The 14,777-nt window shown below is 28.4% G+C and carries 15 protein-coding genes; all 15 read right to left on the bottom strand.

Features of this window, described 5'->3' with window-relative positions:
• Positions 1-13: 13 nt before the first annotated feature.
• Positions 14-355, bottom strand: coding sequence for a small basic family protein (locus BUA90_RS00200; protein ID WP_200793456.1), 342 nt, complete (start codon positions 353-355; stop codon positions 14-16).
• Position 356: 1 nt separating this feature from the next.
• Positions 357-1,070: a DUF881 domain-containing protein gene (locus BUA90_RS00195; protein ID WP_072965350.1), complete on the bottom strand. Its 714-nt coding sequence runs from the start codon at positions 1,068-1,070 to the stop codon at positions 357-359.
• 18 nt (positions 1,071-1,088) lie between these two features.
• Positions 1,089-1,817 carry a DUF881 domain-containing protein gene (locus tag BUA90_RS00190; RefSeq protein ID WP_072965349.1) on the bottom strand — a complete coding sequence of 243 codons (729 nt, stop codon included), beginning with the start codon at positions 1,815-1,817 and terminating at the stop codon, positions 1,089-1,091.
• 11 nt (positions 1,818-1,828) lie between these two features.
• Positions 1,829-2,581: a cell division protein FtsQ/DivIB gene (locus BUA90_RS00185; RefSeq protein ID WP_072965348.1), complete on the bottom strand. Its 753-nt coding sequence runs from the start codon at positions 2,579-2,581 to the stop codon at positions 1,829-1,831.
• 63 nt (positions 2,582-2,644) lie between these two features.
• Positions 2,645-3,898: a UDP-N-acetylglucosamine 1-carboxyvinyltransferase gene (gene murA / locus BUA90_RS00180; RefSeq protein ID WP_072965347.1), complete on the bottom strand. Its 1,254-nt coding sequence runs from the start codon at positions 3,896-3,898 to the stop codon at positions 2,645-2,647.
• 101 nt (positions 3,899-3,999) lie between these two features.
• A complete protein-coding gene (gene spoVE, locus BUA90_RS00175; RefSeq protein WP_072965346.1) occupies positions 4,000-5,100 on the bottom strand; it encodes a stage V sporulation protein E in 1,101 nt (366 codons plus the stop codon).
• Position 5,101: 1 nt separating this feature from the next.
• A complete protein-coding gene (murD, locus tag BUA90_RS00170) occupies positions 5,102-6,463 on the bottom strand; it encodes a UDP-N-acetylmuramoyl-L-alanine--D-glutamate ligase (protein ID WP_072965345.1) in 1,362 nt (453 codons plus the stop codon).
• A gap of 16 nt (positions 6,464-6,479) precedes the next feature.
• The gene (gene mraY, locus BUA90_RS00165; protein WP_072965344.1) at positions 6,480-7,445 is read right to left on the bottom strand and encodes a phospho-N-acetylmuramoyl-pentapeptide-transferase; all 966 of its coding nucleotides are present in this window, start codon (positions 7,443-7,445) and stop codon (positions 6,480-6,482) included.
• A 5-nt stretch (positions 7,446-7,450) separates the two neighbouring features.
• The gene (locus BUA90_RS00160; protein WP_072965343.1) at positions 7,451-8,836 is read right to left on the bottom strand and encodes a UDP-N-acetylmuramoyl-tripeptide--D-alanyl-D-alanine ligase; all 1,386 of its coding nucleotides are present in this window, start codon (positions 8,834-8,836) and stop codon (positions 7,451-7,453) included.
• A 5-nt stretch (positions 8,837-8,841) separates the two neighbouring features.
• Positions 8,842-10,311 carry a UDP-N-acetylmuramoyl-L-alanyl-D-glutamate--2,6-diaminopimelate ligase gene (locus BUA90_RS00155; RefSeq protein WP_072965342.1) on the bottom strand — a complete coding sequence of 490 codons (1,470 nt, stop codon included), beginning with the start codon at positions 10,309-10,311 and terminating at the stop codon, positions 8,842-8,844.
• Between the two features lie 144 nt (positions 10,312-10,455).
• Complete coding sequence (locus tag BUA90_RS00150) at positions 10,456-12,438, bottom strand: stage V sporulation protein D (protein WP_072965341.1); 1,983 nt, start codon at positions 12,436-12,438, stop codon at positions 10,456-10,458.
• Positions 12,439-12,459: 21 nt separating this feature from the next.
• Entirely contained in the window at positions 12,460-12,972 is a 513-nt protein-coding gene (locus BUA90_RS00145) for an FtsB/FtsL family cell division protein (protein WP_072965340.1), read from the bottom strand.
• Positions 12,973-12,999: 27 nt separating this feature from the next.
• A complete protein-coding gene (gene rsmH / locus BUA90_RS00140) occupies positions 13,000-13,935 on the bottom strand; it encodes a 16S rRNA (cytosine(1402)-N(4))-methyltransferase RsmH (protein WP_072965339.1) in 936 nt (311 codons plus the stop codon).
• Positions 13,936-13,949: 14 nt separating this feature from the next.
• Entirely contained in the window at positions 13,950-14,381 is a 432-nt protein-coding gene (mraZ, locus tag BUA90_RS00135; protein WP_072965338.1) for a division/cell wall cluster transcriptional repressor MraZ, read from the bottom strand.
• Between the two features lie 196 nt (positions 14,382-14,577).
• A complete protein-coding gene (locus BUA90_RS12320) occupies positions 14,578-14,748 on the bottom strand; it encodes a hypothetical protein (RefSeq protein ID WP_159429976.1) in 171 nt (56 codons plus the stop codon).
• Positions 14,749-14,777 lie beyond the last annotated feature (29 nt).

Here is a 14,777-nt window from a genome sequence, read left to right as displayed (position 1 = left end):
TTAATAAAATATTTTAATTCTTACTATATTTTTCTATTATTTGTCTTCTAATTATTGCAAAATTTTGGAATAATCTAGAACCAAAAGTAAATATAGCTGCATAATATAAAGGTACTCCCATCCTATCTCCAATATAAGCTAAAACTCCAGCTATAATTGCATTTCCTAAAAAACCTGTTACAAAAATTGTTGGATTAAATTTGTTTTCCATACTAGCTTTAATTGCTCCAAAGACTGAATCAATTGCCGCCAATATAGATACTGACATGTATAAAGAATAAGTAGTAGGAAAAGTGATTGGAAGATAAAAACCTATCATTAATCCAATTATAATACCTAATATACCTATAATCAATCTATTCACCTTCTTTAATTTGCAAATACTTAAAAATTAATTCTTCACTATATTTAGGAATTTTAATGCTTACACTGGTATTAACTTCAAAAAAAAGTCCTATTTCTTTTAAAAGATTGCCATAAGTTCCAGGTGCTTTTACAGCAGCTTCTAATTGTTTTGGATTTCCAATAGCCTTTATAATAAAAGGCTGTGCAAATTCTTGTTTGTTAATTTTAAGCGTATATCCTGAACAGTCAATTTCCGAATTAAAAAGCAGTCTTTGATTATTAATTGAAATAGCTTCTGCACCTGCATTTTTTAAATCATTTATTATATTAAGTACATCTATATTATGAACTATAAGGACATTTGGGTTTTCACCCTCATATAATTTCCTACTACCATCATTCATAATTATGATTATACCCGGTCCTTCAACATCTGTAAATCCAGAAATCTTTTTAACTTCATTTAATTCTTTTTTTAGTACTTTAGTAATATCTCCATCTCTAATTTTTGCATCTTCATACTCATTAATTTTAGCAGTATAATCATTAATAACCTCTTTTAATTTTTTCAACTCTGTTTTTTCCTTATCTATTTGTTTTTTATAATCATATATAACTCTTAAAGGAACATATTCATATTCTTTATTAAAACTCCTTATTTGCAGAGAAATAGTAATTCCCAATATTAAAGTTAACAAGAAAATATTCAATTTATTTTTATACATACTTCCACTCCAACTATCTTATTTTTCATTTATAGTTTTAGCATATCTAAACTTGACAATATCATTATATCTTGGTATCACTACTTCGTCTAGTTTTCTTATATTTACTTGTAAAAGATAATTTTCTCTCATATCCCAGACTATACCAAATCTAAAATTGAGTACAGATTCTAATGTATCTGGATTTCCTATTGCCTTTATTATAAATGGTGGTGCAGTTGGAACGGAATTTATTTTTACACTGTTATTGGCATATAAAATACCTGTAGTAGATATAATTCTCTGTCCATTTACAGAAATAGCTTCTGCACCTGCTGAATTAAGTACATTTATTAAACTGAGAAGTAAATCATATTTTACAGAAGCAACACTATAATCATTTCCAAATTCTGAAGTTTTAGGAGGGTCATCTACTACAACTTCAATTCCAGGTCCTTTAACACTTTCAAATCCAGCTATAATTTTATATTTTTTTAATTCTTTATTGAGATTTTTAATAAGTACATTATCCTTTGATGCAGATTCTTCAATTTCCTTTAATTTTTTTTCATAAGACTGTATTTCTTGTAATAAATGCTGCTTTTCTTCTTTAATCTTTTTTAGTTCACTTTCAAGTTCTAAAGCTCTTTGACTTGGTATAGCACCTTCTAAATAACTACCTTGAACTATTCTAAATTGCATAGCTAAAACTATTCCTAAAATAATACACATAAAACCAATAAAAAATTTATCTTTAGCCTTTTTCATATATATTCCCCCTATTCATCAAAAGGACGATATACTGGATAACCATTAGTACTTATATCAATTACACCTGTATAAATATCTTTGCTTTTTAAATATTTTAATATACTCAAAAAAGCCTTAAATTTATAATCAATATTTTCTCCATTTCCAAATTTAACCTTTAATTTATCTTCAATAGTAATATTTATATTTCCATTATTATAATATATTTTAGGTTTTATATCTATATTGGATTTTTGTATTAAACTACAGAGAGTTAATACTTTTCTCAAATCTTCATTACCACTTAAATCAATTTTTTCTCCTTCAGAAAATCTATTTATTTCAAAACCTTCTATGACAACTACATCTTTTACTTTATTTTTTGTTTCTAAAACATATCCTTCATCATCTATTATAAAATATATTCCCATATAAAAAATAGCTGCTAATCTTTTCCTTTCAATGACTTCTATAACTATTTTATTAGGTAATTTTCTCGAAACTTTTGCAGTTTTTATATATGGATTTTTTTCAATTTTCTTTGTAATTTCGGATAGTTTTATCTTAAAAATATTATTATGGAGTTGAATACCTGAATAAGCAATTATTACATCACGAGAAACTTCATTATTGTTTTTTACTATAATTTCATCAATTGAAAAAAAATTTGTTTTAAATACTAATATAAACATCAAAGCTAAAATCAAAATAGATATAATTATATATATTTTTAGTTTACCATACTTTACCTTTTTTGTAATTTGATTTTTAGATTTATACATGCTTTCACCTCAATAGCCTGTCCTATAACAGAAAAATAATTAAATAGCAGCAATTGCCGCTACTTAATCAATCCGCTTAATATCTGCTCCTAAATTTTTAAACATTATGTCTAAATTATCATATCCTCTTTCAATATGATGAATATTGTCAACAATAGTAGTTCCTTCAGCAGCTAAACCTGCTAAAACTAATGCAGCTCCACCCCTTAAATCATTTGCAGAAACATTTGCTCCTGTTAATTTCTTTACACCTTTAATAACTGCTACTCTTCCATCTACTTTAATTTTTGCTCCCATCCTAACTAATTCTTCAGTATGTTTAAATCTATTTTCAAATATCGTCTCAGTTACTATACTTGTGCCATTTGCTATGCTTAAAAGTGCCATAAATTGTGCCTGCATATCTGTTGGAAAACCCGGATATGGTAAAGTTCTCAAAATTTCAACTGACTTTATGACTTTAGGTGGTTTTATTTTAATTTGATTATTTTTTATATTTAACTGACAACCAACCTCTTTTAATTTTGCAATTGTTGAAACTAAGTGGTCTGCTATGACATTTTCTACCATTATTTCACTTTTAGTAATAGCAGCAGCTGTTAAAATCGTACCAGCTACTATCCTATCTGGTATTATTTTGTGCTGAACTCCATTTAAACTTTTTACACCTTCAATTTGTATAATGCTAGTTCCTGCTCCTTCTATCTTTGCACCCATTCCAGTCAGAAAATCTTGTAAGTCTAATATTTCAGGTTCTTTTGCCGCATTTCTTATTACAGTTTTCCCTTCTGCCAATACAGCAGCCATCATAATATTTTCAGTTGCACCAACACTTGGATAATCAAGATGTATTTCAGCACCTTTTAACTTTTCAACGCTACATTCTAAAAATCCATGGGCTTCAATAATATTTACTCCCATTTCTTTTAATCCTTTAAGATGTAAGTCTATTGGTCTTGGTCCTATTTCACATCCTCCGGGGTAACTGATTTTTATCTTTTTGCATCTTCCAAGCATAGGTCCCATTAAAAATATAGAAGACCTCATTTCTCTTACTAAATGTTCTGGAATTTCACATGTATTTAAGCTCTCAGAATTTACTATTATACAATCTGAATCCCTTTTAACTTTACACCCTATAGACAATAATATTTCTATCATTGTCTCTACATCTCTTAAGTTTGGATAACCAATAATTATATTTTCTTTTCCATTAATTATAGAAGCTGCCAATATTGGCAAAACAGAATTTTTTGCCCCACTTATTCCTATTTTTCCACTTAATTTATTTCCACCATTGATTAGGTATTTTGACACAAGTTCCACCTCCGGGAGTGTTTCAATTAAGACAATATATTATTATACTATTCACAACTCCCAGAGATGTTACAAAAAGTATTTTTTGACATTTTATAAATTTATTTATCATCTATACTTGCATATCTCGATATATTGAGCAGTATTCCTATTGCCGCCATAAATATAACTAATGCATTTCCACCAAAACTAATAAAAGGTAGCGGTACTCCAGTAACCGGCATTGAAGAAGTCGCAACAGCAATATTAATCATAACTTGTATTGCTATCATAGATGTTATACCTGTAGCAACTAAACATCCAAATATATCTGGTGCATTTATTGCAATTCTAATTCCACGCCATATTAGAAATAAAAAGAGCAGTATAACTGTTATACATCCAATAAAACCTAACTCCTCTCCTATTGTAGCAAAAATAAAATCATTTTGAGGTTCGGGAATATATAATTTATTCTGTATACTCTTTCCTAAACCTACTCCAAAAATTCCTCCAGAACCTAGTGCAAGAAGCGATTGAATAACTTGATACCCCGTACCTTTTGGGTCAGCGAAAGGGTCTAAAAAACCAACTACTCTTTTCATTCTATATGGAGCAAGTATTATCATGACAATCAAAAGTCCTACTCCACAAGAACCGAGGAATATCATATGTATCCATCTCATTCCAGCTACAAAGAGCATTGCCATTATAATCAGTGAAATAGTTCCAGCTGTACTTAAATTTGGCTGAAATATTATTAAACTAAAATACAGTCCAATTATAAGCAAGTATGGAAAAATTCCTTTAAAAAAACTTTTAATATTTTTTATATTGTTTGAAAGACTATTAGCTACAAATAATATCGCACATAATTTTGAGATTTCTCCAGGCATAAAAGTTATACTTCCTACTCCTAGCCATCTTCTTGCACCATTGATAGAAATTCCAAGTGGCGTTAAAACTAATATCAATAAAATAATACTTATCAAAAAAGCTGGAAAAGAATACTTTCTGAGCTTTTTATAATCAAAATTCATTGCAAAAAACATTGCTCCTGTTCCTATTAAAGCCCACATCAAATCTTTCTTTAAAAAATAAAAACTATCTTGAAATTTATTAAGAGAATAATACGCACTTGAACTGAAAACCATTATTATACCAATGACAACTAAAATAAATGTAGTAATCATTAGAGAAAAGTCTATATTTTTACGGGCCATTTTATGACCTCCTCAAATTGTATACACAATCTTTAAAATGTCTTCCCCTATATTCAAAATTCTTGTACATATCCCAACTAGCACATGCCGGAGATAATAATACAATATCGTTTTTTTGTGCTTCATTAAATGCTCTTGTAACAGCTTCTTGCATATTGTTTACCAAAAAGATATTGTTAAAACCCTTTTTAATTGCCGTTTCTTTAATTTTATTTGATGTTTCTCCTAAAAGTATTAATGTTTTAACCTTTCCTTTAAATGAATCTATAAATTCATCAAAACTACTTCCTTTATCCATTCCCCCGGCAATTAAAACAAGAGGTCCTTTTAAAGCTTCTATAGCTTTAATAGATGCATCAGGATTTGTTCCTTTTGAATCATTGTAAAATTTTATACCGTCAATTTCATCTACGAATTCCAATCTATGTTCTACGCCTTTAAATTCTCTTAAAATTTTCTGCATTATTTCCTTTTTTATCCCATAGCTGTAAGATATAGCTACTGCTGCTAAAGCATTTTCTAAATTATGATTTCCCGGTATATATATTTCATCAACTTTACATATATATTCTTCATTTCCATCTAATTTAACGACAATATATTCATTTTCAACAAATACTCCTTCATCAAGTTTTTCTCTCCTACTAAAAAATACTGTTTTGCACTTAACCTTTTTTGATAAATTTCTAGTTTCAATATTATCATAATTAAGTACAACAATATCATCACTACTATTTTGATTCATAAAAATTCTAGTCTTTGCTTCAATATAATTTTCCATAGTTTTATGTCTGTTTAAATGATCAGGCGTAATATTTAATATTGCAGAGATTTTAGGTTTGAAATCTTTTATCGTTTCAAGCTGAAAACTGCTAACTTCTGTAACTAGTACTGAATTTTCATCAGTTTCTAAAGCTTTTGAAATTGCAGCTATTCCTATATTTCCAACGATAAAAGTTTCAAATCCAGCACTTTTAAAAATTTCACCAGTTAAAGCAGTAGTTGTTGTTTTTCCATTAGTTCCTGTAATAGCTATATATTTGCCTTTGCTAAGTCTATATGCTAATTCTAATTCTCCAATTATAGGAATCTTCTTTTCTTTTGCTCTTTTTACAAATTCAATGTCTGTAGGAACTCCGGGGCTAAGTATTATAAGGTCAAATTTATCAATATTTTCAGGATGTTTACCTAAAATAAAATCACTGCAAATATTTTTTATTTCACTTAAAATTTCACCAAGTTCATTTTCTTTCTTTATATCATTGACAGTTATCTTAGCTCCTAATTTGTTTAATATTTTTACAGTATGAATTCCTGATTTAGCCATACCTACAACTAAAACCTTTTTATCTTTTAAATCCATATAATCACCGCCTTATTTACTTAAGTGCATATAATCCTATTATACATAAAATTAATGTAACACTCCAAAAAACTATAACTACCTTAGTTTCTTTCCAACCACACAATTCAAAATGATGATGAAGTGGACTCATCTTAAATACTCTTTTACCTGTCAGCTTAAACGAAATAACTTGAATGATTACAGATAGTGCTTCAGCAAAATATATCCCGCCAACTATGGGAATAAATAAAGTCAAATTCATTAATATAGCTACAGAAGCTATTGCTCCTCCTAATGCCATAGAACCTGTATCTCCCATAAATACTTTTGCAGGATGTGCATTAAATTTTAAAAACCCTAAACAAGCTCCTGTTAAAGCTCCACAAAATACTGCAATACTTGGATACCCCCAATTTAAAGCTACTAAACTAAAAAATGAAGAAACAATTAAAGTAACACCTGCAGCAAGACCATCTAATCCATCTGTTAAATTTACACTGTTAGTAGTAGCAACTACTACAAAAACTATGTAAGGTATATATAATATTCCCAAATCTAAATAATGCTTATTGAAAAAAGGTATTAATATTTGCGTTCCATAACTCGATATTTTAGCCTGATATACAGCAATACCAATAGCTATTAAAACCTGCCCGATTAACTTTTGATAAGCTTTAAGACCTAAATTGCGTTTTAAGACTACTTTAATAAAGTCATCAATAAAGCCAATAAATCCAAAAGCTAATGTTGCAAACATTACAATATATAAATCTGTATTTAATCTTCCAGAAGAAATTGTAGTTATAAACACTGCTGCAATTATAATAATACCACCTATTGTAGGAGTTCCCGCTTTAGAATAGTGGGTTTTAGGTCCTTCATGTCTAATACTCTGTCCTGCTTTAAGTTTTTGAAGTATAGGTATAACTATCGGTCCTAATATTAATGCAATAAAAAACGATATACCAATTGTAATCATTAGCTGTTTATACTGTATCATTTAATTTAACTCCTCTCTTGTAAAAAATGTACTATTTCCTCCATTTTCATGCCTCTAGAACCTTTTACTAATATAACATCATCTTGTTTTATTATATCTTTAATTAAATTAATTGCTGTATCATTTTTTTCTGCTGTAAAAACTCTTTCTGATTTCAAACCTTTTTCAATAGCAGTTTTAGCAATCATTCTTGACTCTTTTCCAACTGTTATAAGTAAATCTATATTCTTTTCTACTACCATTTTTCCAACTTCACTATGTGCACTTTCTGAATACTCACCCATCTCAAACATATCTCCAAGTACTGCTATTTTTCTTTTACCTTCAATGTTTTTAAGAATTTCTAAAGCTGCCTTCATTGAATCTGGACTCGCATTATAACAATCATTAATAACTGTTATTCCTTTAGATGTTTTAAATATATTTAATCTCATTTTACTGCCTTTATATTTTTTTAAACCTTTAATTATATCATCAATAGGTATTTTAAAAACTACACCAACTGCAATTGCAAAAAGTGCATTGTAAACATTATGTATTCCCGGTACTTTTATTTTAAAATTAAACGATTTATTTTCTATACACACTAAAAATTCTACTTCATTTGTATTTGAATTTATTATCTTTTCAACATATATATCATTTGTCTTCTTAAAACCAACTGAAAATATTTTAAAATCAAATTCACTTTTTTTCAAAGTACCTAAAAAATCATCATCTCCATTAACAATTAAAATTGAATTTTTATCCATATAATTAGCTATTTCCATTTTTGCCTTAAAAATTGCTTTTCTAGAACCTAAATTTTCTATATGTGATATTCCAATATTTGTTATTATACCAATTTTAGGTTTTGTAAGCTTCGAAAGAACATCTATCTCTCCTCTGTTGCTCATTCCCATTTCCAAAACAGCTATATCATGTTCTTTTTTTAATTTTAAAATAGTAAGAGGAAGTCCTATATGATTATTAAAATTTCCTTCATTTTTAAGAATTTTATATTTTTCAGATAAAACACTGCTTATAAATTCCTTAGTTGTAGTTTTTCCTGTACTCCCAGTTACAGCTACAACTGGAATATCAGTTTTTTTTAAAAGAAACTGTGCTATTTTTTGTAACGATTTCAATGTATCATCAACTTTTATTATAGTTTTGTCTTCGCTTATTTTTATATCTAAATCTCTACTAGTTAAAGCTGCTACTGCACCTAAAGAAAAAGCATCTTCTATAAACATATGTCCATCGAATCTTTGTCCTATAATAGGTATAAACAAATATCCTTCTTTTATTTTTCTAGAATCTATTGATATACCACTTATTATCAAATTTTCATTTCCAGATAAAATTTCCCCACCTGTTGCAGAAAGTATATCTTTTATACTTATTTCCAAACATATTACCTCCTTAATATTTCTTCAGCTACAGCTTTATCATTAAAATCATAAACTCTATCTCCAATAATCTGATATGTTTCGTGTCCTTTTCCAGCTATAAGGACAACATCATCTTTATTTGCAAATTCTAACGCTTTTTTTATAGCTTCATATCTATCTTTGATTACAGTATATTTTTCATTAAAATCTATTCCTTTGAGTATGTCATTTATTATTTTATCTTCCTTTTCACCTCTTGGATTGTCATTTGTAATTATAACATAATCAGATAATTCAGTAGCTATTTTTCCCATAACAGGTCTTTTAGCACTATCTCTTTCTCCACCACATCCAAATACAGTTATAATTTTTCCTCTTACAAATCCTTTGATAGTACTAAGTACATTTCTCAATGCATCAGGAGTATGTGCGTAATCTACTATAACTTTTATCCCTCTATCATTTTCTACAAGTTCAAATCTTCCTCTAACTGGTTTTATAGAATTAACACCTTTTAAAATCTGTTCATAATTTAAACCTAATGAATAACATGCAGATATTGAAGCAAGTATATTATATATTGAAAATAATCCCGGTATATTTATTCTAATTCTACCTGAATATTTTGGAGTAATTAAAGTAAAACTTGAAAATGAATCCTTCATATCAATATCTTTAGCATAAATATCACATCTACTGTTTAATCCATATGTCAATATTTTTGTATTAATCTTTTTTATTTCATCATAAATTTCTTTTCCATATTTATCATCTATATTAATTATATTCACATCTGAAGTTTTATAAAACAACTTAATCTTTGCATTTTTATAACTTCTCATATCTTTATGATAATCCAAATGGTCTTCTGTTAAATTTGTAAATATTCCTATATTGAAATTTACATCATCTACTCTATGCAAATCTAAAGAATGAGAAGAAACTTCCATAGTACATACATCTACTTTGTTTTGAACCATTTCATTAAATAAATTGTGAAGTTCTACTGCTTCTGGAGTTGTTCTACTCGTTTTATATACTTTTCCAGATATTTCATTCTGTATCGTTCCTATTAACCCACACTTGTAATTATTTTCTCTAAGTATAGTATTTATAAGGTGAGTAATAGAAGTCTTACCATTCGTTCCTGTTACTCCTATAACTTTTAGTTTTTTACTCGGATTTTTATAAAAATTAGAAGCAATTTTTGAAAGAGCTTTTCTACTATTATTTACTTTAACAAAAACTACATTATTCTCTTCGATATATTTTTCAATATCTTCTGTTATCTTTTCAATAACTACTGCACTTGCACCTTTGTCAATGGCATTTTTTATATATTTATGTCCATCAGTTTTAAATCCTTCAATACATACAAACAAGTAATTTTTTTCAACTTTTCTAGAGTCATAGCATATTCCATCGACTTTTACAAATTTATCCCCAAATATTTTATCAAATTCAATATCAATCAATATTTCTTTTAAATTCATATGTATACCTCTCCTTAAAATAAAAGTTTTTCTATATACAACTTACTAAAAGGCAATTTAAATTAAGCTGTATACTTAATTTAAATTGCCTCTTTTCCTAGCAAATCGATTATATTATATCACACTTTCTAAATCTAGTTGATTTTATTCTCTCTTTTTTAAATATAATATTACCATAGATTTTTCAGGTACTTTTGCACCCGGATTAGGAAACTGATCTACAACTATCATATTTGGTTCTTTAGCACTTATTGGTTCTGTACCAAAATCCAAATTATTTTTTGACAGTATTTTTGAAGCTTCAGATAGCGTTAAACTTCTCACTTCAGGTACAACAACATCTTTTCTTTCAAATTTAGCTTTTTCTTCTTCATTATATTGAGGCTCTACTTCTAAATATCTTAAAGTATCTCTGATTATTTCACCTGCTACGGGTGCTGCTGTTAAACTACCAAAATGAATTCCCTGAGGTTCATCACAAATAACCAGCACCGTTATTTTAGGGTCATTTACAGGGGCAATTGCAACAAATGATGAATAAACACTTCCCTTTGAATATCTGCCATTTATAATTTTTTCAGCTGTTCCAGTTTTTCCTCCAACTCTAAAACCAGGAACATATGCCTTTTTTCCAGAACCGTCAGTAACTACTTTTTCCATAATCATTCTCAATTCTCTTGCAGTTTTTTCAGATAAAACCTGTCTTACAAATCTAGGTTCATATCTGTGTATTACATTTCCTGCATCATCTGTCAATTCTTTTACTATTCTTGGCTGCATCAGTTTACCATCGTTAGCTACTGCAGAAATAGCAGTTATAAGCTGTATAGGAGTTACTGATATACCATGTCCAAATGACATTGTAGCAAGTTCAACTGGTCCTATATTTTTCTTATTTCTAACTATAGCATTACTTTCTCCCGGTAAATCAATACCTGTTTTTTCAGTAAATCCAAAAGCGTTAAGGTATTTGTAAAATTTATCAAGTCCCAATCTCTGAGCTACCTCAATAAAAACAGGGTTACATGAATTTTGTACAGCTTCAGTGAACGTTTCATGTCCATGTGGTCTATAATATCTCCAGCATTTAATTTTATGCCCAGCTACAATTGCATACCCCGGTGAATAAAAAGGTGAATTTGGTTCAACTACTCCTTCTTCTAAACCTGCTGCTGATGTAATTAGTTTAAAAGTTGAACCCGGTTCATATGTATCGCTCACTATAGGATTTCTCCACATTTTATTCCATAATTTCTGTTTTTCATTTATACTTAAAGTTTTATATCTTTCCTTTTCTGCCTTATCTAATGGAACTCTTGGATTATTAGGGTCATAATCTGGCTTAACAGCCATAGCTAAAATATCCCCTGTCTTAGGTTCCATAACGATAGCCATTACTCTTTTAGATTTTGTAGTAGCTAAAGCATTTTCAACTGCTTTTTCCGCAAAATGCTGAATTACTTCATCTATTGTAAGCACTAAATTTAATCCGTTTTCAGGTTTGTAGTATTTTTCTATTCCATATGGAAGCTGTCTGCCGGCAGCATCTGTATTTTTAATCCATCTTCCCGGCAGTCCACTTAAAACTTTATCATATTGAAGTTCTACACCTACTAACCCTCTATTATCATCTGTTGTATGCCCTAATATGTAAGAAGCAAAATTTCCATAAGGATAATATCTTTTATTATCTTCTGCTATTCTAATTCCTCTTAATTTTTCTTTTCTAATCTTATCTGCTTTTTCTTTATCTATCCATTTAGCTATTTTAACAAGTCCAGATTTTTTATTACTTATTTTTTTATAAATTTCATCTTTTTCAATTCCCAAAATATCAGATAAACTCTTTGCCGTAACTTCATCAGATTTAATTTCTGAAGGTGTAGCCCATACTGTATATGTAGTAATACTTGTAGCTAATTCTTTTCCATTTCTATCGTAAATTGTTCCACGTTTTGCTGGTATTGGAACATCTCTAGTTTGCTGTCTAACTGCATAAATCCTATACTTTTCACTATTTACAATTTGTATCCAACCCAATCTAAGAATTAAAAATGTAAATACAAAACATACAAAAAACAATGCAAGAACAAGCCTTTTTTTATTTGTAATGCTTGGATTAGCCAAACCAAATCCTCCTTAAGAATATTAATCTAATAAAGAGTATAACTTTTTTAATGTTTTTTTTAAATAAGAAAATTTTTTGTTACTTTGTTTATCCTTTTGATCTAACTTTGCATTTATGTTTTTTTCATCTGTAGATGATAAATCTAGATTATCATCTACAGTCAAAAAAACTATTTGAGAATATTGAGGATACTGCATATGAAGTTCTTTTATTGCTTTTTGTTCAATTATTTCAGACCTCGTTTTTCTATCAAACTCAGCTTTTAAATCTTGAAGTTCTCTTTCTAACTTGTTAATCTGTCTATTTAGCACATTTATTCTATATTTAGTTTCAGAAATATGTGCATGCCTGTATAAAATCAGAAAAAATATTAATGATACCAATAATACATATACAATTGCATTTACCTTTCTTATTGTATCTTTTCTAGTATTTTTACTTGCTTTTTTATTACTCTCAGGTTTATCTGAATTTAATTTAAAATTTTTATCTATATTATAATCATAATGATATTTTTTTTTAGCTACTAACAACTTATTCTCTCCCCCTTTTCTTTAGAACTAAATCCTTTCAGCAACTCTCAATTTTGCACTTCTTGAACGAGGATTTAATTCTATTTCTCTTTCCGATGGAAATATAGGCTTCTTTGTAATAATTTTCAGTTTACTCTTATTATTACACGTACAAATTGGAAAATCTGGCGGACAGATACATCCTCTACTAAGCTTTTTAAAAGTATTCTTTATTATTCTATCTTCAAGAGAATGAAAAGTTATTATACAAATTCTTCCACCAACTTCTAAAAACTCTACTACATCTTTTATCGTATCTTCTAATATATTTAATTCATTATTGACTTCAATACGTATTGCCTGAAAAGTACGCTTTGCAGGATGAGGTCCACTTCTTCTTGCCTTAGCTGGTATTGCACTTTTTATTATCTCAACTAACTCTCCTGTTCTTTCTATTTTTTTCTTTTTTCTCTCTCGTACTATAAAGTTTGCTATTCTCGATGCCCACTTTTCTTCTCCATACAATCTTATAATATTTTCAAGCTTTTCTTCTGAATACGTATTTACAACATCTTCAGCAGTAAAGTTTTTACTCTTATCCATTCTCATATCAAGCTTTGCATCATGCATATAAGAAAAACCTCTATCGCCTTTATCTAGTTGATATGACGATACTCCCAAATCAAGAACTATTCCATTTATTTTATCAATTCCTAAACTATTTAATATATTCTTTATATTAGAAAAATTATCATGAACAAATTTTATATTAGATTCAAATCTTTTTAATTTGAGTCTTGAAGCAGTTATTGCATCTTCATCTTGATCTATTGCTATAAGCAGTCCTTCATTGTTTAAATGTGAACAAATCAATTCAGAATGACCTCCACCTCCAAGTGTTCCATCAACATATATGCCATCTGGTTTTATATTTAAATTTTCAATCGTTTCTTTAAGTAAAACTGTAATATGCTTAAAATCCATTTTTATCTTCCTTCCTATATTCCTAATTCAGCCATTTTTTCAGCTATTTCATCATAACTAATATTCGCAGAATTATTATAATCATCCCAAATATCTTTACTCCAAATTTCTATTCTAGTAGATACACCTATAATAGCTATTTCCTTTTCCAGTTTGCCGTATTCACGAAGATTTTGCGGAATAGTAACTCTTCCCTGTTTATCTATACTACACTGCGTTGCTCCAGAAAAAAATAGCCTAACAAATGCCCTTGCATTTCTGTTTGTTAGAGGTAATCTCTTTAATTTCTCTTCAAATATATTCCATTCACTTTCTGGAAATACAAAAAGACAATTATCAAGACCTTTTGTTATAAAAAATCTTTCACTCAATTTTTCTCTAAATTTAGATGGAATATTTATCCGACCTTTATTATCAATAGTATGTATATACTCTCCTATAAACATATATCCCACTCCATTACAGTGGAACTTAATCCACTTTAACCCACTTTAACCCACTATATCATTATTTCGATAGCAAATGAGGTATTCCTTCTTAAAAATAAATATTTTTTTAAAACTATAGTACTATTTTTCAAAAAACAAAAATATCCCAACTGATTATAGTTAGGATATTAACTATTTAAAAGTATATTCCCGTTTAATGAGTAATAGTTTTTTTAATATTCTCTTTCATCTTTGTACTAATCATTTCGTCTATTTTGCTGCTTAATTTAGTTAATCTTGATATGTCATCAACTTGCTCACTCAAAATCTGCAATTCTTTCCGTAAAATACTTATATCTTTTTTAGGAAAATCAAACTGCGACACATTACCACCTCAAAGTATTTTTTTTTACA

This window comes from Caminicella sporogenes DSM 14501, assembly GCF_900142285.1.
Classification (GTDB): Bacteria; Bacillota; Clostridia; order Peptostreptococcales; family Caminicellaceae; genus Caminicella; species Caminicella sporogenes.
This window is presented reverse-complemented; position numbering and strand designations above follow the sequence as displayed.

Excerpts from the sequence above, each read along its gene's own strand:
- BUA90_RS00195 (WP_072965350.1), bottom strand. The coding sequence starts at position 1,070 with ATGTATAAAAATAAATTGAATATTTTCTTGTTAACTTTAATATTGGGA.
- BUA90_RS00190 (WP_072965349.1), bottom strand. The coding sequence starts at position 1,817 with ATGAAAAAGGCTAAAGATAAATTTTTTATTGGTTTTATGTGTATTATT.
- BUA90_RS00185 (WP_072965348.1), bottom strand. The coding sequence starts at position 2,581 with ATGTATAAATCTAAAAATCAAATTACAAAAAAGGTAAAGTATGGTAAA.
- spoVE (WP_072965346.1), bottom strand. The coding sequence starts at position 5,100 with ATGGCCCGTAAAAATATAGACTTTTCTCTAATGATTACTACATTTATT.
- murD (WP_072965345.1), bottom strand. The coding sequence starts at position 6,463 with ATGGATTTAAAAGATAAAAAGGTTTTAGTTGTAGGTATGGCTAAATCA.
- mraY (WP_072965344.1), bottom strand. The coding sequence starts at position 7,445 with ATGATACAGTATAAACAGCTAATGATTACAATTGGTATATCGTTTTTT.
- BUA90_RS00155 (WP_072965342.1), bottom strand. The coding sequence starts at position 10,311 with ATGAATTTAAAAGAAATATTGATTGATATTGAATTTGATAAAATATTT.
- rsmH (WP_072965339.1), bottom strand. The coding sequence starts at position 13,935 with ATGGATTTTAAGCATATTACAGTTTTACTTAAAGAAACGATTGAAAAT.
- mraZ (WP_072965338.1), bottom strand. The coding sequence starts at position 14,381 with ATGTTTATAGGAGAGTATATACATACTATTGATAATAAAGGTCGGATA.